This is a genomic window from Streptomyces prunicolor (assembly GCF_045162825.1).
Lineage (GTDB): Bacteria > Actinomycetota > Actinomycetes > Streptomycetales > Streptomycetaceae > Streptomyces > Streptomyces prunicolor.
Window position 1 is genome coordinate 7,365,349 of sequence record NZ_CP108676.1, and the last position, 21,127, is coordinate 7,386,475.

General features: G+C 69.5%; 19 protein-coding genes, 1 tRNA gene and 1 pseudogene. 12 read left to right on the forward strand and 9 right to left on the reverse strand.

Features of this window, described 5'->3' with window-relative positions; translation table 11 throughout:
• Nucleotides 1–3: 3 nt before the first annotated feature.
• Entirely contained in the window at nt 4–1,287 is a 1,284-nt protein-coding gene (eno, locus tag OG588_RS34045; RefSeq protein ID WP_405950588.1) for a phosphopyruvate hydratase, read from the reverse strand.
• Between the two features lie 100 nt (nt 1,288–1,387).
• On the opposite strand from eno, the gene OG588_RS34050 reads away from it, so the two are divergent.
• Both OG588_RS34050 and OG588_RS34055 read left to right on the forward strand, forming a co-directional pair.
• Nucleotides 1,388–2,257 carry a winged helix-turn-helix transcriptional regulator gene (locus OG588_RS34050; protein WP_405950589.1) on the forward strand — a complete coding sequence of 290 codons (870 nt, stop codon included), beginning with the start codon at nt 1,388–1,390 and terminating at the stop codon, nt 2,255–2,257.
• Between the two features lie 64 nt (nt 2,258–2,321).
• Nucleotides 2,322–3,392: a pyridoxal 5'-phosphate synthase gene (locus OG588_RS34055; RefSeq protein ID WP_405950590.1), complete on the forward strand. Its 1,071-nt coding sequence runs from the start codon at nt 2,322–2,324 to the stop codon at nt 3,390–3,392.
• Nucleotides 3,393–3,619: 227 nt separating this feature from the next.
• Here the strand turns inward: OG588_RS34055 and OG588_RS34060 are convergent, their stop codons facing one another.
• The 3 genes from OG588_RS34060 to OG588_RS34070 form a co-directional block, all read right to left on the reverse strand.
• A complete protein-coding gene (locus tag OG588_RS34060; protein ID WP_405950591.1) occupies nt 3,620–4,276 on the reverse strand; it encodes an O-methyltransferase in 657 nt (218 codons plus the stop codon).
• 118 nt (nt 4,277–4,394) lie between these two features.
• Entirely contained in the window at nt 4,395–5,366 is a 972-nt protein-coding gene (locus OG588_RS34065; protein WP_405950592.1) for a PDR/VanB family oxidoreductase, read from the reverse strand.
• Nucleotides 5,367–5,383: 17 nt separating this feature from the next.
• The gene (locus tag OG588_RS34070) at nt 5,384–6,454 is read right to left on the reverse strand and encodes a Rieske 2Fe-2S domain-containing protein (protein ID WP_405950593.1); all 1,071 of its coding nucleotides are present in this window, start codon (nt 6,452–6,454) and stop codon (nt 5,384–5,386) included.
• 563 nt (nt 6,455–7,017) lie between these two features.
• Between OG588_RS34070 and OG588_RS34075 the strand changes: the two genes are divergently transcribed.
• Nucleotides 7,018–8,418, forward strand: a complete 1,401-nt coding sequence (locus OG588_RS34075; protein WP_405950594.1) for a nucleobase:cation symporter-2 family protein — start codon at nt 7,018–7,020, stop codon at nt 8,416–8,418.
• A 108-nt stretch (nt 8,419–8,526) separates the two neighbouring features.
• On the opposite strand, the gene OG588_RS34080 is transcribed toward OG588_RS34075, so the two are convergent.
• The 3 genes from OG588_RS34080 to OG588_RS34090 all read right to left on the reverse strand — a co-directional run bounded on the left by OG588_RS34080 (nt 8,527) and on the right by OG588_RS34090 (nt 10,217).
• Nucleotides 8,527–9,207, reverse strand: coding sequence for a cysteine hydrolase family protein (locus OG588_RS34080; protein WP_405950595.1), 681 nt, complete (start codon nt 9,205–9,207; stop codon nt 8,527–8,529).
• 60 nt (nt 9,208–9,267) lie between these two features.
• Entirely contained in the window at nt 9,268–9,606 is a 339-nt protein-coding gene (locus OG588_RS34085; RefSeq protein WP_405950596.1) for a nuclear transport factor 2 family protein, read from the reverse strand.
• Between the two features lie 374 nt (nt 9,607–9,980).
• Nucleotides 9,981–10,217: a hypothetical protein gene (locus tag OG588_RS34090; RefSeq protein WP_405950597.1), complete on the reverse strand. Its 237-nt coding sequence runs from the start codon at nt 10,215–10,217 to the stop codon at nt 9,981–9,983.
• A gap of 409 nt (nt 10,218–10,626) precedes the next feature.
• On the opposite strand from OG588_RS34090, the gene OG588_RS34095 reads away from it, so the two are divergent.
• The 6 genes and pseudogenes from OG588_RS34095 (at nt 10,627) to OG588_RS34120 (ending at nt 16,155) form a co-directional block, all read left to right on the forward strand.
• On the forward strand, nt 10,627–11,598 hold the full coding sequence (locus OG588_RS34095) for a hypothetical protein (RefSeq protein WP_405950598.1): 972 nt from the start codon (nt 10,627–10,629) through the stop codon (nt 11,596–11,598).
• A 98-nt stretch (nt 11,599–11,696) separates the two neighbouring features.
• Nucleotides 11,697–11,759, forward strand: a pseudogene (locus tag OG588_RS34100) (hypothetical protein); the annotation flags it as partial.
• Nucleotides 11,760–12,519: 760 nt separating this feature from the next.
• Nucleotides 12,520–13,137: a nucleoside deaminase gene (locus OG588_RS34105; RefSeq protein WP_405950599.1), complete on the forward strand. Its 618-nt coding sequence runs from the start codon at nt 12,520–12,522 to the stop codon at nt 13,135–13,137.
• Between the two features lie 126 nt (nt 13,138–13,263).
• Entirely contained in the window at nt 13,264–14,472 is a 1,209-nt protein-coding gene (locus OG588_RS34110; protein WP_405950600.1) for a molybdopterin molybdotransferase MoeA, read from the forward strand.
• Between the two features lie 91 nt (nt 14,473–14,563).
• Entirely contained in the window at nt 14,564–15,250 is a 687-nt protein-coding gene (locus OG588_RS34115) for a M24 family metallopeptidase (RefSeq protein WP_405950601.1), read from the forward strand.
• A gap of 59 nt (nt 15,251–15,309) precedes the next feature.
• Entirely contained in the window at nt 15,310–16,155 is an 846-nt protein-coding gene (locus OG588_RS34120; RefSeq protein WP_405950602.1) for an MOSC domain-containing protein, read from the forward strand.
• Nucleotides 16,156–16,313: 158 nt separating this feature from the next.
• Here the strand turns inward: OG588_RS34120 and OG588_RS34125 are convergent, their stop codons facing one another.
• Entirely contained in the window at nt 16,314–16,532 is a 219-nt protein-coding gene (locus OG588_RS34125) for a hypothetical protein (RefSeq protein WP_390157079.1), read from the reverse strand.
• 669 nt (nt 16,533–17,201) lie between these two features.
• Nucleotides 17,202–17,273 (reverse strand) — tRNA-Arg (locus OG588_RS34130).
• Between the two features lie 197 nt (nt 17,274–17,470).
• Here OG588_RS34130 and OG588_RS34135 point away from each other — a divergent pair.
• The 3 genes from OG588_RS34135 to lysA all read left to right on the forward strand — a co-directional run bounded on the left by OG588_RS34135 (nt 17,471) and on the right by lysA (nt 20,999).
• On the forward strand, nt 17,471–17,944 hold the full coding sequence (locus tag OG588_RS34135) for a response regulator (RefSeq protein WP_405953279.1): 474 nt from the start codon (nt 17,471–17,473) through the stop codon (nt 17,942–17,944).
• A gap of 268 nt (nt 17,945–18,212) precedes the next feature.
• Entirely contained in the window at nt 18,213–19,544 is a 1,332-nt protein-coding gene (nrtL, locus tag OG588_RS34140) for an ArgS-related anticodon-binding protein NrtL (RefSeq protein ID WP_405950603.1), read from the forward strand.
• Nucleotides 19,545–19,607: 63 nt separating this feature from the next.
• The gene (gene lysA / locus OG588_RS34145) at nt 19,608–20,999 is read left to right on the forward strand and encodes a diaminopimelate decarboxylase (RefSeq protein WP_405950604.1); all 1,392 of its coding nucleotides are present in this window, start codon (nt 19,608–19,610) and stop codon (nt 20,997–20,999) included.
• The last annotated feature ends 128 nt before the right edge of the window (nt 21,000–21,127 follow it).

The following is a 21,127-nucleotide window of genomic DNA, read 5'->3' on the forward strand; positions in this document are numbered from 1 at the left end:
GATTTAGCGGCGCAGTCCCAGCGCGTCCCGCCCGGCGTAGCGTGCCTGGGTGCCCAAGTCCTCCTCGATGCGAATGAGTTGGTTGTACTTGGCGGTGCGGTCGGCGCGGGAGAGCGAGCCGGTCTTGATCTGGCCGCAGCCGGTGGCGACGGCGAGATCGGCGATCGTGGTGTCCTCGGTCTCGCCGGAGCGGTGGGACATGACGACGGTGTAGCCGGCGCGATGGGCGCTGGACACCGTGGCCAGGGTCTCGGTGAGGGTGCCGATCTGGTTGACCTTCACCAGGATCGAGTTGGCGATCCCGTCCCGGATTCCGGCGCTGAGCAGTGTCTCGTTGGTGCAGAAGACGTCGTCGCCGGTGAGCTGGCAGCGCTCGCCGAGCCGTGCGGTCAGGTCGCGCCAGCCGTCGTGGTCGTCCTCGGCCATCGGGTCCTCGATGGAGGCGATCGGGTAGCGGTCGACCAACTCGGCCAGGTAGTCGGCGTGTTCGGCGGGGCTGCGGCGGACGCCCTCGCCCGTGTAGTCGTAGAGACCGTCGCGGAAGAACTCCGAGGTGGCCGGGTCCATGACGAGGGTGATGTCTGTGCCGGGCTTGTAGCCGGTGCGTTCGATGGCGTGCAGGACGAAGTCGAGGGCCTCGTCGGCGGTGCGCAGGTCGGGGGCGAAGCCGCCCTCGTCGCCGACGTTGGCGCTGTGGCCGGCGGCGATCAGGTCGCGGCGCAGGGTGTGGAAGACCTCGGAGCCCATCCGGACGGCCTCGGTGAAAGTGGCCGCGCCGATGGGCGCGATCATGAACTCCTGGAAGTCGAGCGGGTTGTCGGCGTGGGCGCCGCCGTTGACGATGTTCATCATCGGCACCGGCAGCAGGCGGGCGTCGACGCCGCCGATGTAGCGGTACAGCGGCAGACGGTGGGCTGCCGCGGCGGCCTTGGCGGTGGCCAGGGAGACGCCGAGCAGGGCGTTGGCGCCGAGCCGCGACTTGCTGTCCGTACCGTCCAGTTCGATCATCGTGTGGTCGACGGCCGCCTGGTCCTCGGCGTCGAGTCCGATCACGGCGTCCGCGATGCTCTCGTTGACGGCGTCGACGGCGCGTCGAACTCCCTTGCCGTGGAAGCGGGTCGGGTCCCCGTCGCGCAGTTCGACCGCCTCCCGGGCGCCGGTGGAGGCGCCCGACGGTACGGCGGCCCGGCCGAGTGATCCGTCCTTGAGCTCCACGTCCACCTCGACGGTCGGATTGCCCCGGCTGTCGATGATCTCCCGTGCGACGACCCGGCTGATGGCGGTCACGGTGCAACTCCTCACGCAGGGCCCGCGTCTCGGACTTCGGCGGGCAGTAAGTTCCAATGAGAAACAAAGTGAGTCCTGAAAGAGAACCTACTATGGGCGCATGAGGATGCACAACGCCGACGAGACCTGCGGCATCGCCCGGGCCGCCGTGGTTCTGGGGGACTGGTGGAACGTTCTGATCCTGCGGGAGATCGCCCGCGGCCACGTCCGCTTCGACGCGCTGGCCGCCGGGATCGGTCTGTCCCGCAACGTCCTCACCGAGCGGCTCGGCCGGCTCGTCGCGAGCGGGGTGCTGCACCGCAGCCTCTATCAGCGGCGGCCGGTGCGCTATGAATACCTGTTCACCGACGCTGGGTCCGCGCTGCTGCCCCTGCTCGTCGCCATGCAGGACTGGGGCGACCGGTGGGTACTGGGCGACGGCACCCTCACCGCGACCGTGGCCGAGGCCAGTGCCGAACATGCTCGCGTGCACGCCGTGGTGGGCACCCGTCTGCCCGACGACCTTCAGCTGCCCGACACTACAGGCGCCGACCTGCCCGTCGTCTCGCCGGACGCCGCCGCGACCGTGCTGTTCACCTACCCGGCCACGGGTATCGACTGGGGCGAGCCGCCGATCCCCGGGGCCGAGGGCTGCAGGCTGGAGAACCGGCTCTTCCGCGGCGCGTGGCCCGAGTTCCGCCGGGCGGGCGTGGACGTACGCGGCATCAGCACCCAACTCCCTCACGAACAGGCGGAGTTCGCCAGCGCGGAGGAGATCCCGTACCCGCTGCTCTCCGACGCCGCCGATCAACTCGCCGCGGCCCTGCGGCTGCCGACGTTCCGTGGCGCGGGCAGGCTGCGGCACAAGCGCCTGGTCCTGGTCGTCGACGCCGAACGGACCGTACGGCACGCGCTGTTCCCGGTCACCGACATCCCGCACGCGGTCGAGGAGAGCCTGCGCCTGGCCGCGGACTGCGCCCGCACGACGTGAGCGGCCCTGCCGAGTCCGCTCGCCAAGAGCCCCAAGACACATCCAGCGAAGGAGACCGTGCCCTGTGAGTAATCCGACCTCATCCACCCAGACCGTCCACCACCTCTTCTCCTACGGCACCCTGCAACAGCCCGAGGTCCAGCTCTCCCAGTTCGGCCGCCTGCTCGACGGCAGTCCGGACGCCTTGCCCGGCCACCGCATGACGACCATTCAGATCACCGATCCCGCCGTGATCGAGGCCAGTGGCACTGACAGGCATCCACTGGTCCTCGCCTCAGATGCCCCCGAGGACACCGTCGAGGGTCAGGTCTTCGCGATCAGCGACGCCGAACTGGCCGCAGCGGACGCCTATGAGGTCGACGACTACGCCCGCGTCAGGGTGACCCTGCGTTCGGGGACCCCGGCTTGGGTCTATCTGGAGCGCCCGAACGAAGGACCCGGCGCTACGGCGGACACGAACGACGGCGCCGAAGAGCCGGTGAGCGTGCGGGAGTGGCTGCGGAGTCTGGAGGTCTTTGCGGGACCGCTGGCGGACTTCGATCCTGCCGGTGCCCCGGCCGATCCGGTCGAGCTCTTCCTCGGCTGGCTGCGGGAGGCGGTCGCGGCGGGGGTGCCTGATGCGCATGCCATGACGCTGTCGACGGTCGGCGCGGACGGTGGCCCGGATGCCCGGGTGCTCATCCTCAAGAACGCGGACGCCGACGGCTGGCAGTTCGCCGTCCACGCCCACAGTCCCAAGGGCCGCCAACTGGCAGAGCGGCCCCGTGCGGCGCTCACCTTCTACTGGCCGCTCCTGGGTCGTCAGGTGCGGGTGCGGGGCGCTGTCGAGCCTGCTTCCCCCGAACGGAGCGCCGCCGACCTGCTCGCGCGTGCGCCCTCTGCCCGCGCCGAGGTGCTGCTGGGCCGCCAGAGCGAGCATCTGGAAAGCCCTGAGGAACGCGACAGCTCTTTCCGTACGGCACTGGCCCGCATCGAGTCGGATACCGCTTTGGTCAGCCCGGAGTGGATGCTTTACACCCTCGTGCCGACGGCGGTCGAGTTCTGGCAGGCGGACAAGGGCCGCCTGCACAACCGGCTGCGCTATGAACGCACCGATCCCCGCGGCCTGTGGGAACGCCACCTGCTGTGGCCGTAGCGCCCCAGGTTGAGAGGAGGCCGCGCACCGGTGGCGGTGCGTGGCCCTCCTCTCACGGATGCCCGGGGTTTGCGGGTGGCGGACCCGCAGAGCGTGTTTGGGATCGGTTCGGGGGGCTTGGCGTAGGGGTTCAGGCCGGCCGTTCCTCGCGTCCGTGCTGGACAAGCGTCGCGCATGAGCAGGTTGAGTGTGTCTCCTGGGTCGGCAGGTCGGCTGACGCGGGAGGGCTATTTCTTGCGGGCGAGGGTGAGTCCGTCGGCGATGGCGATCATGGTTGCCTCGACGCGGTCGTCGGTGCGGATGCGTTCGTTGAGTTCCCGCACTGCTTGGGTGGTGTCGGCGGTGTCGTCGGGGTCGATGACCCGGGCGTGGTAGAGCACGTTGTCGACGAGGATCGCGCCGCCGGACCTGACCCGGGGTACGACTTCTTCCCAGTAGGCGGTGTAGTTCAGGTAGTCGGCGTCGATGAATGCCAAGTCGTAGGCAGGCTCGGCGGGCAGGGAGCGCAGGGTGTCCAGGGCCGGGCCGATCCGCAGGTCGATCTGCTCGCTTACGCCGGCGGCGTCCCAGTAGCGGCGGGCGATCCGAGTCCATTCTTCGCTGATGTCGCAGCAGGTCAGCCGCCCGCCTGCTGCCAGGCCCCGGACGATTGCCAGGGCGGAGTATCCGGTGAAGGTACCGACCTCCAGCGCGGTCCTGGCTCCCATCAGTTTGGTCAGCAGGGTCAGGAACGTGCCTTCGTCCGGTGAGATCTGCAGGCGTGCTTCGTGTCCGAGGGTGGCGGTCTCGGCAATCAGCTCGGCCTGTACCGCATCGGGCGAAGATCCTTGTGCGACGAGGTAGTCGAAGAGTTCGTCCGACAGCGGGGTAGGTCGCAGCGTCATGTCCAAGATCTTATGGGCGCCGCCGTCGGCGGTCGAGGGTGCGCTGGTGGCGCGCACTCGACCGCCGACAGGGCTGGCCGCCTGAGTGCCACCTCGCATTGCGCGAAGCGCCCAGGCATCAGAGTCCGAGAACGAGTTCGGGGCTGCGGGCGCGCGAGCAGCAGATGGTCATCTGGTTGTTCGCGGCGCGTTCCTCGTCGGTCTGTACTTCGTCGCGGTGGTCGGGTTGGCCGGCGAGGACGGGGGTGAGACAGGCGCCGCACATGCCCTGCTCGCAGGAGAGCTCGACTGCGACGCCGTTGGCGGTGAGGACTTCGGCGATGGTCATGTCGGCCGGTACGGGGTAGCTGTCGCCGGTGCTGGCGACGCGGACGCGGAACTCGCCGTCGGTCGCGGGGTCGGGTTCGCGGGCGGCGGGGGCGAAGCGTTCGAGGTGGAGCTGGTCGGTCCGCCAGCCCTCGGCCGTGGCCTGGTCGGTCACGTGGGTCATGAAGCCGTCTGGTCCGCAGATGTATACGAGCGCGGTCGGATCCGGTGTCCGCAGGTCGGCGGGCAGCATGGTGCGCACGCTGTCGCCGGTCCGGCTGTGGTGGACGACTACGCGGTCGGCGAAGGCGCCGGCCCGGGCGCGTTCCAGCAGGGGTGCGTCGTGCTCGTCGGACGTGTAGTGGTGCAGGACGAAGTCGGCGCCGCGGCTGTGGAGTTCCTCCGCCATGGACAGCAGCGGGGTGATGCCGATGCCGCCCGCGACGAGGACGTAGCGCTGGGCCGGGAGGAGCGGGAAGAGGTTGCGCGGGGCGGAGACGCGCAGTTGCTGGCCGACGGTGATGTCGCGGTGCAGGGTGGCGGAACCACCCCGGCCGGTGTCGTCCCGGCGTACGCAGATGACGTAACGGCCGTTGTCCTGTGGGGAGTTGAGGAGTGAGTACTGGCGGATCAGGGATGTGCCCAGGTGGACGTCGATGTGCGCGCCGGCCTCGAACGCGGGGAGCGGGGCTGCCGGGTCGGCGGGGCGGAGTTCGTAGAGGCGGCTGGTGCCCGAGGTGCTGGCGAGGGAGATGGAGTGCACGACGGTGGCGAGGGTGCTCATTGCGTGGTGCCCCGCCCCTATGCCGTGAAGAAGTGGCTGAGGCCGAGGTCGCGCAGGCCGCGGCGGTAGGCGATGGAGCTGCGGTCGGCGGGGATGTGGACTTCGAGTTTGGGGTCGAGGGGGAGGTTCTCGGGTTTCTGGATCTCGACGACGGCGCGGTCTTCCTCGAAGACCGTGCGGTTGAAGTCGTATACGGCCTGGACGGGTTGGTTGGTGTCGAAGTTGCGGGCGATGGGCGCGAACATGCGGGTCTGGCGGGCGGAGACGGGGGAGGCGGCGTTCATGATGTTGAGGAGTCCGCCGTCGGGGAAGTGCACGACGAGGGTGGCCGTGAACGGCAGGTGTACGTCGAAGTGGCGCAGCCACTGGAAGCCGGGCGGGGCTTCCTTGGTGCCGTGCGGGTAGTTGCTGACGGTGCTCCAGTAGTCGACGGAGTGGCCGTACTGGTGGCGTACCGGTGTGTAGTCGGGGACCTCGGTGTTGTTCGGATCGCCGAAGGAGTCGAGGTGGACGAAGCCGAAGTGGGCGACGTCGAGGAAGCCCTCGACCTGGCGGCCGGCGAAGGCGGCGATGTCGATCCAGGGACAGGTGATCTGCTGGAAGCCCGCCTCGTCCCAGTGCGCCATGGCCGGGATCACCGGGGCCGCGTCCGGGTCGGGTCGCAAGCAGGTCCACACCAGGCCGTAGCGCTCGACGGCCAGGTAGCTGCGCAGGTTGAGCCGGGCCGGGATCTTGGACGCCGGGTGCGCGGGTACGTCGGTGCAGCGCCCGCCCGCGCCGAAGCGCAGGCCGTGATACGCGCAGCGGATACCGGTGCCGTCGCCGGCGCCGTAGCCCCTGCTGAGCGGGACGCCGCGGTGCGGGCAGATGTCGTTGGCGACGACGATGTGGCCGTCGGCGCGGTAGACGACGAGGGTTTCGTCGAGGAGGCGTACGGAGAGTGGCTCGTCGCCGATCTCGGTCGAGAGCGCGACCGGGTACCAGTGCTGGGCGAGGATCGCCCAGTCGTCGGGGTCGAAGGTGCACTCGCGGGGCAGCACGACGGGGGCGGCCTGCGTCGGGACAGGCCGGGGCGCGACGGTGGTCATGAAGAAGGACCTCTGGGGAACGCGGCCCAGCGGCGCGCGTGGGGCGGCCGGGCTCGGGAACGGTCGGGGGCACCGAGGGGAGGGCTCGCGGCGGCCTCAAGCAGGCGTACTGCTCGGGCAGTTCAGGCGCGGAAGCCCTCAAGGGCGCGTGGGACACCGTGGGCGACACGGCCCCGCGTCCACGCCGACTGGTGGACACGGCAACGGAGATCGGCGCAACGCCCGCGTACGAGAGTCATGGCGCCACCTCCTCGAAGTGTCCGGATTGCTGCGTTCTTGAGAGTGACGGTGACGCATCGCCGTATCGCGGCCGTTCCACCGTTGTTAACAGTGGATGTCCGGGCGTCATGGGCGATCGCGAACGCCGAGCCACAGTAAAAGCAACACCACTGTTCGGCTGTGGAAACGCGGGTGAAATGAAATCAACAAAAAGTTTGACCCGCTGATCTGGCTTCTGGTTTACGGGCCCCACCTTGCCCCGTCTCCGCTGCGCGCCCCCATCACGCGCTGCTGATTTCTCTCCTCCCTCTCCCCAAGCTCGGCTTCGCCTCCGGAGGCTCCCTGTGTCCCAGGCCCCTGACGCGCCCGCGTCCGCATCCACCGACAAACCCGCCCGGCACCCGGTCGACGAGATCCTGCCCGTCGGGCGGCTCGGGCTGCTCGGCCTGCAGCACGTGCTGGTCATGTACACCGGCTGCGTCACCGTCCCGCTGGTCTTCGGGGCGGCAGCGAAGCTGGACACCTCGACCATCGGGCTGCTGATCAACGCCGACCTGCTGGTGGCCGGCCTGGTGACGATGCTGCAGGCGCTCGGCATCGGCAAGATCCTCGGCGTACGGCTGCCGGTCGTCGCGGGCGCCACCTTCACCGCCGTCACCCCGATGATCCTCATCGCGGGCGAGTACGGCATGCAGGCCGTCTACGGCTCGATGATCGCCGCCGGCATCTTCGGACTACTGGTCTGTGTGCCCTTCGCGCGGGCGGTCCGGTTCTTCCCGCCGCTGGTCAGCGGGTCGGTGATCACCGTCATCGGGCTCTCCCTGATAGGGGTCGCGGCCGGCCTGATCGCCGGGCAGGACGCCACCGCCAAGGGCTACGCCGCCCCCAGCCACCTCGCCCTGGCCGGCGGCATCGTGCTGCTCATCGTTCTCGTCAACCGCTTCACGAGTGGCTTCGTCGCCCAACTCGGCGTGCTGCTGGGCCTGGTGGTCGGCACGCTGGTCGCGGTCCTCATGGGTCTGACGGACTTCTCCTCCGCGAAGGGCGCCGACTGGTTCGGACTCGCGGCGCCGTTCCACTTCGGCGCCCCGCACTTCCCGATCGCCGCGGTGATCTCGATGTGCGTGGTGATGCTGGTGACGTTCACCGAGTCCACCGCCGACATGCTCGCCGTCGGCGAGATGACCGGCCGCCCGCTGAGCAAGGCCGACCTGGCTCGCGGCCTCGCCGGTGACAGCGTCTCCGGCATCTTCGCCGGTGTCATGAACGGCTTCGTGGACACCGTGTTCGCCCAGAACGTCGGCCTGGTCGGCATGACCAAGGTCCGCAGCCGCTACGTCGCCGCCGTCGCCGGAGGCATCCTCGTCGTCCTCGCCCTCATCCCCAAGCTGGGCGAGATCGTCGCTTCCCTGCCGGGCCCGGTGATCGGCGCGGCCGGGCTGGTCATGTTCGCCACCGTCACCGCGGTCGGCATCAACACCCTGCGCAAGGTGGAGTTCGAGGGCACCAGCAACCTGCTGATCGTCGCCGTCTCGATCGGCATCGGCATGCTGCCCGTGGCGGCCCCGACGATCTACCACGCGTTCCCGACCTGGGTGCAGATCATCGGCGGCAGTGCCATCACCAGCGCGACCCTCGCCGCGTTCCTGCTCAACCTGCTCTTCAACCACACGCCCGGCCGGAAGAAGACCGAGTCGGAGTCGGTGCCGGAGTCGGCCGTGCCCGAGGCTGCACCCGCGACCTGAGCACAGCACACGACAGCGGCCACCGACAGGGGCTCCGGGAACACGCCCCGTACCCGGAGCCTCCTGCCCTGTGCCGGGTCCTTCCCGGTCTCGGCACAGGGCCAGTCGTCAGTCCGCCTGAGCCTCGGGCTCGGCCAACAGTGCTTCCAGTGCGGCGGTGTCGAGGATTCCGACGCCGATACCTGCGAGTTCCGTCCAGGCCGAGTCCGTCACCGGCGAGACCGCGTCGCGCACCAGCGCCACCCGGAAGTCCCGCTCCGATGCCTGGACGATGCTCGCCCGTGGGCAGTTGGGCAGGTTGCACCCGGCGAACACCAGGGTGTCGACGCCGAGTTTGCCCAGCAGTTCCTCCAGGCACGTCCGGTAGATGGCACCCCAACGCGGCTTGAAGACCGCGTGGTCGTACGGCCCCAGCCGCTGCGGCCTGCCCGACAGGAGCAGCTCGGGATCCAGGGCGGACGCCCCCTCGGGAAGGAGGCCGTCGGCCGGCTCACTGCCCGGCGTGCCCGGAGCGGCGATCCGCACCCCCCACTCCAGCAGCCGCCGACGTACCAGATCGGCGTTGCCCCCGCCCTCCTCGTAGAGCCGTACGACATGCACGACCGGGCGTCCCGCGGTGCGGAAGGTGGACACGCTCCGCCGCAGCGCGGGAAGGATCTCCGTGGTGCCCGGCACGCCGTACGAGGCTTCGGAGAGGAAGTCGCGCTGGACATCGATCACGATGAGGGCGGAAGTGGCGAAGTTCGGTGCGGTGTAGGCGTCTTGGAGACCGGGTTCCGCCGTAGTCATGGCATGCCCCTATGGGGCCTCGGCAGCCCGGGCTGTGACTGCGTGGGTTCGCCAGTCCGCTCACACTTTGCCGCCGAAGTAGACCTGCACCTCTTGGATGAGCCCGTCCCGGACAGTGATCGCCTCGACGTTGCGGTACCTGCCGCCCGTCGTGAGCTCGTACTCGTACTGGACGAAGACAAGTTCCTCGTTCGCGGGAGTGACGTGCAGCAGCCGCTGTTCCTTGAACCGGTCGGCGGTCGGGAAACACCGCTCGAAGAAGGCCGCCTTGTCGATGTGATCGTCCTGCGGACTCGTGAACGTGAAATCGGCGGCGTAGAGCGGGAAGGCCGCGGCGCGGTCCTGTGACCTGTAGTACTGAAACGCCGCTTCTACGACGGCTGCCGGGCTGTTGGTCATTCGGGCTCCCCGGTCGGACGACTGGCCCCGTTCCGCCACCGTACCCGTGTGCGTCGATCAAGCCCCGCGGCTCTGAACGCCACAAGTGTTCGGGCTCCGGTACGCCGTCGGCGGTAGGCCGAGGCCATGAGGGCGTCGGGTGAAGTGACGTCGCTGAGTCGGAGGTGGGCGGAGTGGCCGTACTCCGCCCAGGCCATGACGTGCGTGACTTCGGCGGCCGACGGGACCAGGTCCAGGACGGGTCGAGGTGGCGAAGGTCGCCACGCACGGCACGATCCTCGTCGTGCGGCGCGTCGCGGGGCCGCTACTCGGTCCACGAACCGTCGCAGTTCTTGACGGCCGATACTGGCTTGACGGCTACGACCAGCGGCAGCTCAAGAGCTGTTGCGGCCCTTGCGGAGCCACTTGACGACCGCGGCGGTGCAGGTGCCGAGCAGCGTAGCTGCTGCCGCGGATGCAATGGTCATTGCAGGATTCTGGACGGCAAGTTCATACGCCATCAGGGTTGTTGCTCCTGCGCTGCCGGTACCCAGCAAAGTTGCCGCGGCGCGACCGGCGATCCGCGCAGTCCGCTGGAACGGGCAGTTCGGATCCGTGCAGTAGAAGGTCATGGTGATTCCCTGCTCGTCGCTCGTGCCGGCGCGGGGCGAGGAGCCCCGTGGCTCTGGGCGGATACGAACCAGGTCCGGGCCAGGCCCACGAAAACGGCAACACCCCGGGCGCCGATCGCTCCGTCTTACACCCACCACTCGTCCGGATCAGGGGCAAAGTCCCTCAGTCAAGCGATGGACGCCACGTCGCGTCCGGTACGGACGGGACGACGCCCCTGCCCCAAGTGGCCACCCACGGCACCGTCCGCGTCGGCGGCTGGCGTCGCTATCTCCGCACGCCTGCACGCCCCTGTCCGTTCGTCTGTTTCAAGTGCGCTGTCGGTGGATGCTCGTAGGGTGTGCTGCACAGCCGACCTTCGGGGGGAGAGGCGTGACTTCTGCGGCCGAAAGGTCATGGGCGCATCCGCTGTTGCGGATGCACCACCGTTACGTCGAGAAGCGTGTGTCTGAGGGAGAAGCTGCGGCGGCCGAGCTGGGGTTCGAGCTGGAGACCGACACCATCCGCACCGCGCTGGCGTACGAGCGGGGGCAGTTCCCTCGGGAGGCGCTCAAGGGCATCGTCATCCTGAACGTCGTCGTGCTCCTGGCGATCGCCGTGAACCACGGGGCGTGTACGCCTGGCGGAACGTTTGAACCGACTCCCACCACGGACTGCCATTGGGCGCAGAGTGGCTGGCTCACCCCCGTGTGGGAGATGGATGTCGCGGTGCCGCTTCTCTACCTCTTCCACTGGGTTCACGTAGCCACACTGGGCGAGACCATGCCGCGTTGCTCAAAACCCATATATCCCCTGCTCAACGTCCTGACTCTCAGCGCAACCGTTGCACGTCCCGGGACCCGGTACACAGAGGCCATCAAGCTCAGCCGGCAGGTTTCCCACCTCGGGGTGACATTACGGGAGCTCGCCCAGCACGCCGCCGCGGACTTCGGTAAACGTCGCGCGCTCCGCGCCGCCCTGGCCGCACACCTCAACCGTGTCGATGCCGCCTTCCTCGAGGCCGCGGACCAGCTGGCCGGCGACCGCGAGGCATCCGCGAAGAAGCTGGCCGAACTCGCAACGGTCGCCACCAACAACATCGCTGCCGGCCACTTCACCGCCGTGCTGCCCCCGGGCGCCCTAGCCGAGGACGCACCGCTGGAGCCCGACCGGCTCGACGGGCGCCGTCTCGCCACCGCCTGCCTGTGGGCGGCGGCGATCCTCACCGCGTCCTTCCTTGCCCTGTCCCCCTTTGGAGCACCCGTGGAACTGCTCGTGCCAGTGGCCCTGGTGGGGTTCCCCGTGCTGGTCTACACACTGCTCGCGTTTCGTTACGGGCTGTCGGAGGCAACCCGGCTGACGCGGAGCATCGGTGGTTTCTTCTCGGCGAGCCCTCCCGTGTGAGCAGTGGCCATCGACGCCGCCCCATGCCCAACAGGCCGCTCACCAGAGCGGCACCTCGGCTACCAGCCGTCGTGCTCAGCCACGAGCGCGACGTCGACATGCCCACCCTGCGCACCGCCCTGACCGCCGGCGTCATCTACGTCGGAGACCTCGGCTCCCGGCGCACCCAGGCCCGCCGCGCCGCCGCCCTGGTCAAGGCCGGCGTGGACGAGGACCTGCTGCGCCTCACCACGGCCCGATCGGCCTGGACCTCGGCGCCCGCACCCCGGCGGAGACGGCCCTGGCCATCTGCGCGGAGGTACTCGCCGCACTCGACCGGCGCGAGCCGCGCACCCTCCGCGACGGCGACAGACCGATCAACGCGTAGCGCCGCACCAGGCCGACGCGAAGACATCCCATGCACCGAGCGGCCGGTTCCGTCGGCGAGCCGTACGCATACGACGCGTACGGCTGCCCGAACCCGTCGCGGTCCTCTCTGCGCCACGTCCGACCAGGCCACCGACCCTACGCCGTGCCACGGGTGGCCACCGGACCCGGCCTCGCCGCCAGGCCCATCGGTCGACCGTGAAGTGATGATCAGGAAACCGGCGGGCAATTTCGCAGACACCGTCCTGTGGGAAAGTGCGGGTTCCTCTCCAGTAGAGGGTTTCCGGTTCGACAGCGGAAGGGAGGTCGGCATGAGAGCCGTCATCAACGGCACCACCGACCTCCGGCGCGGTGCACGCCAGCGCGCGTGGACGCGAGGCCGTATCGCCCACGGCCGACGGGACGCCTGAGTCCGTCACGGCCGCGTATCGCCTCGTGACGGCGAGCCCGTCTTTCCGGCCCCGCCCTCAAGCCACCGAACCGCTGCCCCACGCCCCGGCCACGATCACGAAGGCCAGGCAGGGGCAGGCGCATTCCCCGTCACTGGAGTACTCCATGCCCTCCGCCCTGCCCACCCAGTTCGGCGTCCAGCTCCCCGACTGGGTCCTCTCCGAACTCGCCGACGTCCCCGACACCCTTCCCACCGACGAGGACCGCGTCCGCCTCGTCAACCGCCTCGCCGCCCGCAACCACCAGGAAGGCACCGGCGGCCCCTTCGCCGCGCTGGTGGTCGAGAGCGACACCGGCCGCATCCGCTCGGCCGGCGTCAACCTGGTCCTGGCCTCCGGCCTGTCCTCCTCCCACGCCGAGGTCGTCGCTCTCTCCCTCGCCCAGACCGCCCACGGCACCTGGGACCTGGGCGCGCCCGGCGGCCCGGCCCTGGAACTCGTCGTCAACTGGCGTACCTGCGTGATGTGTTACGGCGCCGCCATGTGGTCCGGGGTACGGCGCCTGCTCATCGCCGGACACGGCCCCGAGGTCGAGGACCTGACCGGCTTCGACGAAGGCCCCCTGCACGAGGACTGGATCGCCGAGTTCGACCGCCGAGGCATCAAGGTCGTCACCGACGTCCTGCGGGACGAGGCACTTGAGGTCCTGCGCGCGTACGGCGAACGCCCGGACGTCGTGGTCTACAACGCACGAGGACGCGGCTCGATCCACTCGCCCGCGTGAAGTCGCCCGCGGTGAGGCGGTCTTCGTTCGCCTCACCGCCCGCCCCGACTACGGGTGAGCGGACCGGAGCACGCCCGCAATCCCACGGGCGGCCAGGGGCAAAGCGGCGGCGGCACACTGACCGCCATGACCGCCCTCCTCGTCGCAGACCCGGTGACCGCCCCGTACCGCGACCTGCCGTGGGCACGCGCACGGGAACTCGCCCACACGGCCCCGGAACCGCTCCTGGCCCGGCACGTTCCGCTCGCCGAGGCCGCCGGACTGACCCTGGCCGACGCGCTGCGCACGCACCAGCCGCTGCCCGGCTTCGACACGGCGGCCATGGACGGCTACGCCGTCGGTCCCGGCCCCGGTCCATGGCGGCTGCGGGGCGCGGTGCGCGCCGGTGCCGCGTGGTCGGGCGGGACGTTGGGGGCGGGGGAGGCGGTCGAGATCTCTACCGGCGCGGTCGTGCCGTCCGGTGCGCGGGCCGTGCTGCCGCTGGAACACTCCGAACGCGTCGCCTCGACGATCTGTGGCCCAACTCCGGCCGAGGGGCGGCACATCCGCCGCGCGGGCGAGGACGCCCCGGCGGGCGCGGCGCTGGCCCCGGCCGGTACCCGGATCGGCCCCGCCCTGCTCGGCCTGGCCGCCGGCTGCGGCTACGACACGCTGCCGGCACGACCGCGCCCTCGCGTCCGCGTCCTGGTCACCGGCGACGAACTCACCCACACCGGCCGCCCTGCACCCGGCCAGGTCCGCGACGCCCTGGGCCCGCTGCTGCCGTCCCTGGTCCACACGCTCGGCGGCGGGGTCACCGACCTGCACCACGTGCCGGACCGCCCGGCCGGCTCACTGGCCGACGCCGTGCGCCACACGCCATACGACTCGGACGTGATCGTCGTGACCGGCTCCACGTTGGTCGGCGTCACCGACCAACTGCGCGCCTTCCTGACCAGGGACGGCGGCGCCCGGTGGATCGTGGACGCGGTCGCCTGCCGCCCAGGACATCCGCAACTCCTCGCCCAACTCCCGGACCGCCGCTGGATCCTGGGTCTGCCCGGCAATCCGTACGCAGCCTTGGTGGCCGCTCACACCCTGCTCGCCCCGCTGCTGACCGGTCTCACCGCACGCCCGCTGCCCGCCCTGCCCCGTATCCCGCTGGTCGGAGACGTCCGTACCGCCCCGGGGCGCACCCGCCTGATCCCGGTGACCTGGGACGGCGTCACCGCCCGTACCGTCGGTGGTCACGGGTCGGCGTTCCTGCGCGGCGCGGCCCTCGCGGACGCGCTGGCCGCCGTACCGTCGCACTGGCAGCCCCGCGCCCCGGTGCCGGTGATCCTGCTCGCGGGATGAGGTGCGCCCGGCACAGGGCCGCCGCCTTGACCGGGGCCGGAGGGCGCAACGCGCTTGCAGGTGCCGGAGCCGAATACGTACGGTCGGCGGCATGACGGACGAATCCCTTCGCGCGGCGCGGCTGCTCGATGCCCAGGCCAAGGCCGCCGAACTGTTCACCGAGATCGAGGCTCGGGGCCTGGTCGTCGCGGGCCGGGGTGAGCGCGAGGTGAGCGACCACATCCGCGACCTGGCGAACGAAATGTTCGGGACCACGCACTACTGGCACAAGCGGATCGTGCGCTCCGGACCCAACACCCTCCTGCCGTACAGGGAGAACCCGCCGGACCGCACCATCGCGGCCGACGACATCGCCTTCGCCGACTTCGGACCGATCTTCGAGGAGTACGAGGCCGACTTCGGGCGGACCTTCGTACTCGGCGACGACCCCGTCAAACACCGCCTGCGCGACGACCTCTCGACCGTCTTCGCCGCAGGGCGCCGCGCCTTCGACGCGGACCCGGACATCACCGGCAAACAGCTCTACACCGAGATCGAGCGACTGGCGGCCGAAGCGGGCTGGCAACTGGGCGGCTGGCACGCCGGCCACCTGGTGGGCGAGTTCCCGCCCGAGCACAACAACTGGGAGGACGTCGACTCCCACATCGTGCCCGCCAACGACAAACCACTGCGGCGCACGGACGAGGCCGGGCGACTCCTCCACTGGATCCTGGAGATCCATCTCATCGACCAGGAGCGGCAGTTCGGCGGCTTCTACGAGGAACTGCTGACCCTCTGACAGCGAAGGCATCCGGGAATTTTCTGCCGCATCGCGGGGCCGGCAGCCATGATTGATCAATGGGAACTGTCGCAGCGCTGTACCGATACCCGGTGAAGTCGATGCTCGGCGAGGCCGTGATCGCCGTGACGGTCACGGAGAACGGTCTCTCAGGCGACCGGATATACGCCGTCCTCGACGAGACAGGCGCGGTCGGCAGCGCCAAACACCCCCGGAAATGGGGCGCGTTGCTGCGCTGCCGGAGCCGTTTCGACGACTCCGGCATGGTCCGGGTCGTACTGCCGGACGGCACCGCACTGCCGGTGGAGGACCCCGACCTGGACGTGGAGCTGTCCAAACTGCTGGGCCGCCAAGTGTCCATCTCGGCCGTCGTACCGGAGCACAGCAGACTCGAGCGCGCCGTGCCCGAGTACGAGGGCGGTGTCCCGGAGACGGTGCGGGAGTCGGCGGTCGTCGACTCCACCGGGGCAAGCATCACGTCGGGCGGCGTGGCCCCGGGGACCTTCTTCGACTTCGGCCAGGTCCACCTCGTCACCACGGCCTCCTTGGCCCGTATGCGGACGGTGTATCCCGCCGGGGACTTCGACGCGCGCCGCTTCCGCCCGAACCTGGTCGTGGACACCGACTCAGGGACGGGATTCCCGGAGGACGCCTGGCTGGGCTCACGCCTGCGTGTGGGGGAGGCCCTGTTCCGCGTCGTGGTGCCCACGCCGCGCTGCGTGATACCCACCCTCGGCCATGACGAACTGCCGCCGGATCCCGGCATCATGCGCGCGGTCGCCCGCGAGCACCGCATCCCGGTGTTCGACCTGGGCCGGCTGTCATGCCTCGGCGTCTACCTGGACGTTCTGGAAGCAGGGACAGTTCGCGTGGGCGATGTGATCACACTGCAGGAGGCCGCCTGACCACCTGCCGAAGCAGCCGATGCCGCCGGCAGGCATGGCGAGAGGCCCTCATTCGGCCGGCCTCCGGGAGGCACCGGAACTCTCGGACCGGCCGTGGGCAATGGTGACCGGGGAAGACCTCTGAGGGGCAGCCGGTCCAGGCCGCCCCTCCCGGGTTACTACGCGGTGCGCTTGAGGTGGGAAAGTACGCCCATGCCTCCGCTGAAGGCAGCAGCGAAGGCGCTACCACTCGCACCGAAGGTCGCGAGGGGGTTGCCGTGGAAGGCCATCACCACGATGACCGCGACGAGAGAAACCACAACAGCACACAGACTGACGATCGCGACATCGCGCCCGGGGTGCGTACAGGCGAGCTGCTGCGTCGAGTTGGCCGGCACTCGGTACCTCCATTGACTTGTTCGCTATCTCCGCTGGATCCGGACGCACTTGACCTGGGTCAAGTGGTCTCCAGCGGTACGCGGCGGGGCTTAGATCGCCCCGGAACAGCCGTCCGGCTGTGTCCACGTGTGAAGCGATGAAGTCAAGGAGCCTCCTGTGAGTAGTTGGCAGAGTGACTCTAGCGATCCGTCAACTCCGCTGCAACGGGCGGTCGTTCAGTACTTTGGGCGGAGGCGAGGCGTCCGGCTCCGCCGCCAGGCCGGACAGACCCAACGCCGGGTCTCCACCCTTCGAACACCAACTACGAGCACACAGTGATGACGAGCGGAGCGAGCACGGAGAAGCCGGCGTTCAGGCGGAAGCGGCAACGACCCACCAGACCGTGTGCGCTTTGGTGTGCTCTTTGGCACGTTCAGGCAGGTCGCATGGGGTATTCGAGCGAAAGTGGCACCGGTGCCCGAGGTATTCGGCGCGGTCGGTATTTGGTGACGTGTATCGCCAACCGGTCCTTGGTGAAGGGCCTTTGAACTGCGGAAACGCGTCAGAAGGAGAGCGCGGAAGTCGGTACATCGCTCAGAAAGAGCAACGGTCAAAAGGCCGTGTGTGTTTTGACGTGAACGCAAAAACTCCCGACCTGTATTTCTGCAGGTCAGGAGCTTTTCCCGGAGTGCCCCCGGCAGGATTCGAACCTGCGCACACGGCTCCGGAGGCCGTTGCTCTATCCCCTGAGCTACGGGGGCGTGTCCGTCGCGGTGATCGCGGCGACGGGTAGAACCCTACCAGCTACTTACGGGTGTCCATGAACAGGTTTCTCGGCGATCAGGAAGGCGGTCGGGGAGGTGTGCCGGGTCGCTCGCAGGGGGTGGAAGTGGGGAAAACCCGGACGCGGTGGCCGGTCCGGACCTACTCTCGAGTTGTGCCAGGCGCGTCGGGTCGGGTGCTTGTTGTGGACGACAACAAGGTCATCCGGCAGTTGATCAGGGTCAATCTCGAGCTGGAGGGTCTCGAGGTCGTGACCGCGGCCGATGGTGCCGAGTGTCTGGATGTCATTCACCAGGTTCAGCCTGATGTGGTCACCCTCGATGTCGTCATGCCTCGACTCGACGGGCTCCGTACCGCCGCTCGGCTGCGTAGCGATCCCCGTACCCGTGATCTGCCCCTCGCCATCGTGAGCGCCTGCACCCAGTACGAGGTCGACAGCGGGCTCGACGTCGGCGTGGACGCGTTCCTCGCCAAGCCCTTCGAACCTGCCGAACTCATCGCTCTCGTACGGCAGTTGATCGAGCGGGGGCGGCGACGCGAGCCGCAGGACCCGCGTGATCCGGCCGATGGCCGCTCCCTCGGCAGTGCCCTCGGTGCCAGTGCCAGTGAGGGCGAGCGGGCCGGGCGGGGTGGACGTAGCGGCGGCTGAGGCCGCCGCCTCCCTTGCTCCGCCTCCCTTGCTCCGCGCCACTTGCCCCGCGTGCCAGTTGCCCCACGCCACTTGCTCCATGTGCCACTTGCCCCGCACCACTTGCAGGTGCCCCTTACCTCCTCAACCTCCTTACCTCCTTACGTGCACGTCCCCCTATATACGGGCCCACCCTGCGGATGTCGCCGCACCCCCCCCGCGTCCACATCCCGGACCCCCACCCAAACCGACTGGCCTACCCACCCCCCTCCTCCCATACGCTTGTCCCGTGACCCCCGTCGAGCTCTCCCGTACCGTGCTGCGCGCAGTGCGCCGTGCTGTCGACGGCGGGGAGCTGAGCGTGACCGTGCCGGAGAAGGTCTCGGTGACCGTGCCGGGGGCCGGCGGGTGGGGGGACTACGCCACCAACATCGCCCTCCAGCTGGCACGGCCCGCCGGGGAGACCCCCCGCCGTGTCGCCGAGCTGCTGCGGCCGCATCTCGTCGGCGCGCACGGCGTCAGTGGCGTCGAGATCACCGGGCCCGGTTTCCTCAACATCAGGCTGATGCGGGGGAGCGCGGCGTCCGTCCCTCTCGTCGAGGAGATCCTGCGGCGCGGACCGCGGTACGGGTTCGTCGACGAGGCCGCGGCCGGCGTCAGTCGTGACGCCCTCGCCGGGCAGGGCGCCAGCCATGACGCCCTCCCCGGGCAACACATCTCCAGCAGCCCGGACGCGCTCACCCGCGAACACGCCTCCAGCAGCGCAACGACGCTCACCCGCGAACACGCCCCCATCCCCTACCTCGTGCAACTGCACGCCCCTCACGAGCCCCGCGCCCTCGTCGTCATGGAGGTCGTCGCCCGCCTCCTGCGTTCGCAGGGCTCCCTCGTCCGCACCAGTTGCGCGGCCCGGCCCGAGCCCCAGTGGGTGGCGGTCCTCGGTGTCGAGGTCGACGCGTACGGCACCCCGGCGACACCGGCTCCGCTCGACGTGAACGTACGGCCCGTGCCGGTCCCCGACCCCGCCGCCCTCCTCACCCTCGGCCGCGACGCCGCCCGCTGGGCCCTCCTGCACCCCGCCGCCCACGACCGGCCCCGCCTCACCGCCGAGCACCTCGTGCAGCGGGAGAGCAACCCCCTCTTCCGGGTCCGTTACGCCTATGCCCGCACCCGGGCCGTCAGCCGCAACGCCGCCGACCTCGGCTTCACCGCCCAACCCGGCGACGTACAACAAGACGTACAAGAGGACACCACCCCCCTCACCTCAGAGGACACCACCCCCCTCACCTCAGCGGACACCACCCCCCTCACCTCAGCGGACGCGAGCCCCCTCACCTCAGAGGACGACACCACCCCCCTCGTCGCGCCCCTCCTCACCCACCTTGCCGACCACCCCCGCCTCCTCACCCGCGCGGCAGCCCACCGCACCCCGGATCTGCTCGCCCGTCACCTGGTCGCCGTAGCCGACGCGACCCTCGCTTTTCTGCCGGCCACGCTTCCGCTCGGGGACGAGAAACCCTCGGCCGCCCACCGTGCCCGGCTCGCGCTCGCCGAAGCCGCCGGGGTGGTGCTCGCCGGTGGCCTCTCCCTGCTCGGCATCGATGCCCCCGAACACCTCTGAGCGCCAAGACCGAACAAGACACCGCACGATCTGAGCGCCAGGAAGAGACAGAAGAGACACGCCATGAGCCGTTCCGCACACCCCGCCGGTCCCCGGCACGCCGACGTTCTGCCCGAGGGGCACTACTCCGCCCCGGCCGCCGACCTCAACGAACTCGACCCCAAGGTGTGGGCGCAGACCGTCGGCCGGGACGCGGACGGTGTCGTCACCGTCGGCGGTGTCGACGTGAAGACCCTCGCCGAGCAGCACGGCACCCCGGCCTACGTCCTCGACGAGGCCGACTTCCGGGAGCGCGCCCGTGCCTGGCGTACCGCCTTCGGGCACGACGCCGACGTCTTCTACGCCGGCAAGGCGTTCCTGTCCCGTGCCGTCGTGCGGTGGTTGCACGAGGAGGGGCTCAATCTCGATGTGTGTTCCGGTGGTGAGCTCGCCACGGCCCTCTCCGCCGGGATGCCCGCCGACCGCATCGCCTTCCACGGCAACAACAAGTCCGTCGGCGAGATCACGCGGGCTGTCGAGGCCGGCGTAGGACGCATCGTTCTCGACTCCTTCCAGGAGATCGTCCGCGTCGCCCACATCGCGCAGTCCTTCGGCAAGCGGCAGCGGGTGCAGATTCGGATCACCGTGGGCGTGGAGGCGCACACCCACGAATTCATCGCCACCGCCCACGAAGACCAGAAGTTCGGGATTCCGCTGGCCGGCGGGCAGGCCGCCGAAGCCGTGCGCCGTGCCCTTCAGCTCGACGGGCTCGAACTCATCGGGATTCACAGCCACATCGGGTCGCAGATCTTCGACATGTCCGGCTTCGAGGTCGCCGCCCATCGTGTGGTCGGGCTGCTGAAGGACATCCGCGACGAGCACGGTGTCGAGCTTCCCGAGATCGACCTCGGCGGCGGGCTCGGGATCGCGTACACGAGTGACGACGATCCCCGCGAGCCGCACGAGATCGCCAAGGCGCTCACCGAGATCGTGACCCGTGAGTGCGACTCCGCGAAGTTGCGGACCCCTCGTATCTCCGTCGAGCCGGGGCGCGCCATCGTCGGGCCGACCGCCTTCACGCTCTACGAAGTTGGCACCATCAAGCCCCTCGACGGGCTGCGGACGTATGTGTCGGTCGACGGTGGCATGTCCGACAACATCCGGACCGCGCTCTACGACGCGGAGTACAGCGTCGCGCTCGTCTCCCGGCGCTCCGACGCCGAGCCCATGCTCGCCCGGGTCGTCGGCAAGCACTGTGAGAGCGGGGACATCGTGGTCAAGGACGCCTTTCTGCCGGGGGACCTGGCACCGGGTGACCTGATCGCCGTACCGGCCACGGGTGCGTACTGCCGTTCCATGGCCAGCAATTACAACCATGTGCTCCGGCCGCCGGTCGTCGCCGTGAAGGATGGGGAGTCGCGGGTCATCGTCCGTCGCGAGACGGAGGACGATCTCCTGCGTCTCGACGTCGGCTGAGTAAGCCGAACGAAAGAAAAGAGGGGTGGAAGATCTTCGGTCTTCCACCCCCCTAGAAATGAAATCGATGTCTCACGATCCGGACCATGGATAGAAACTCCCGTCCGGTGAGTGAGACTGGTCCAACC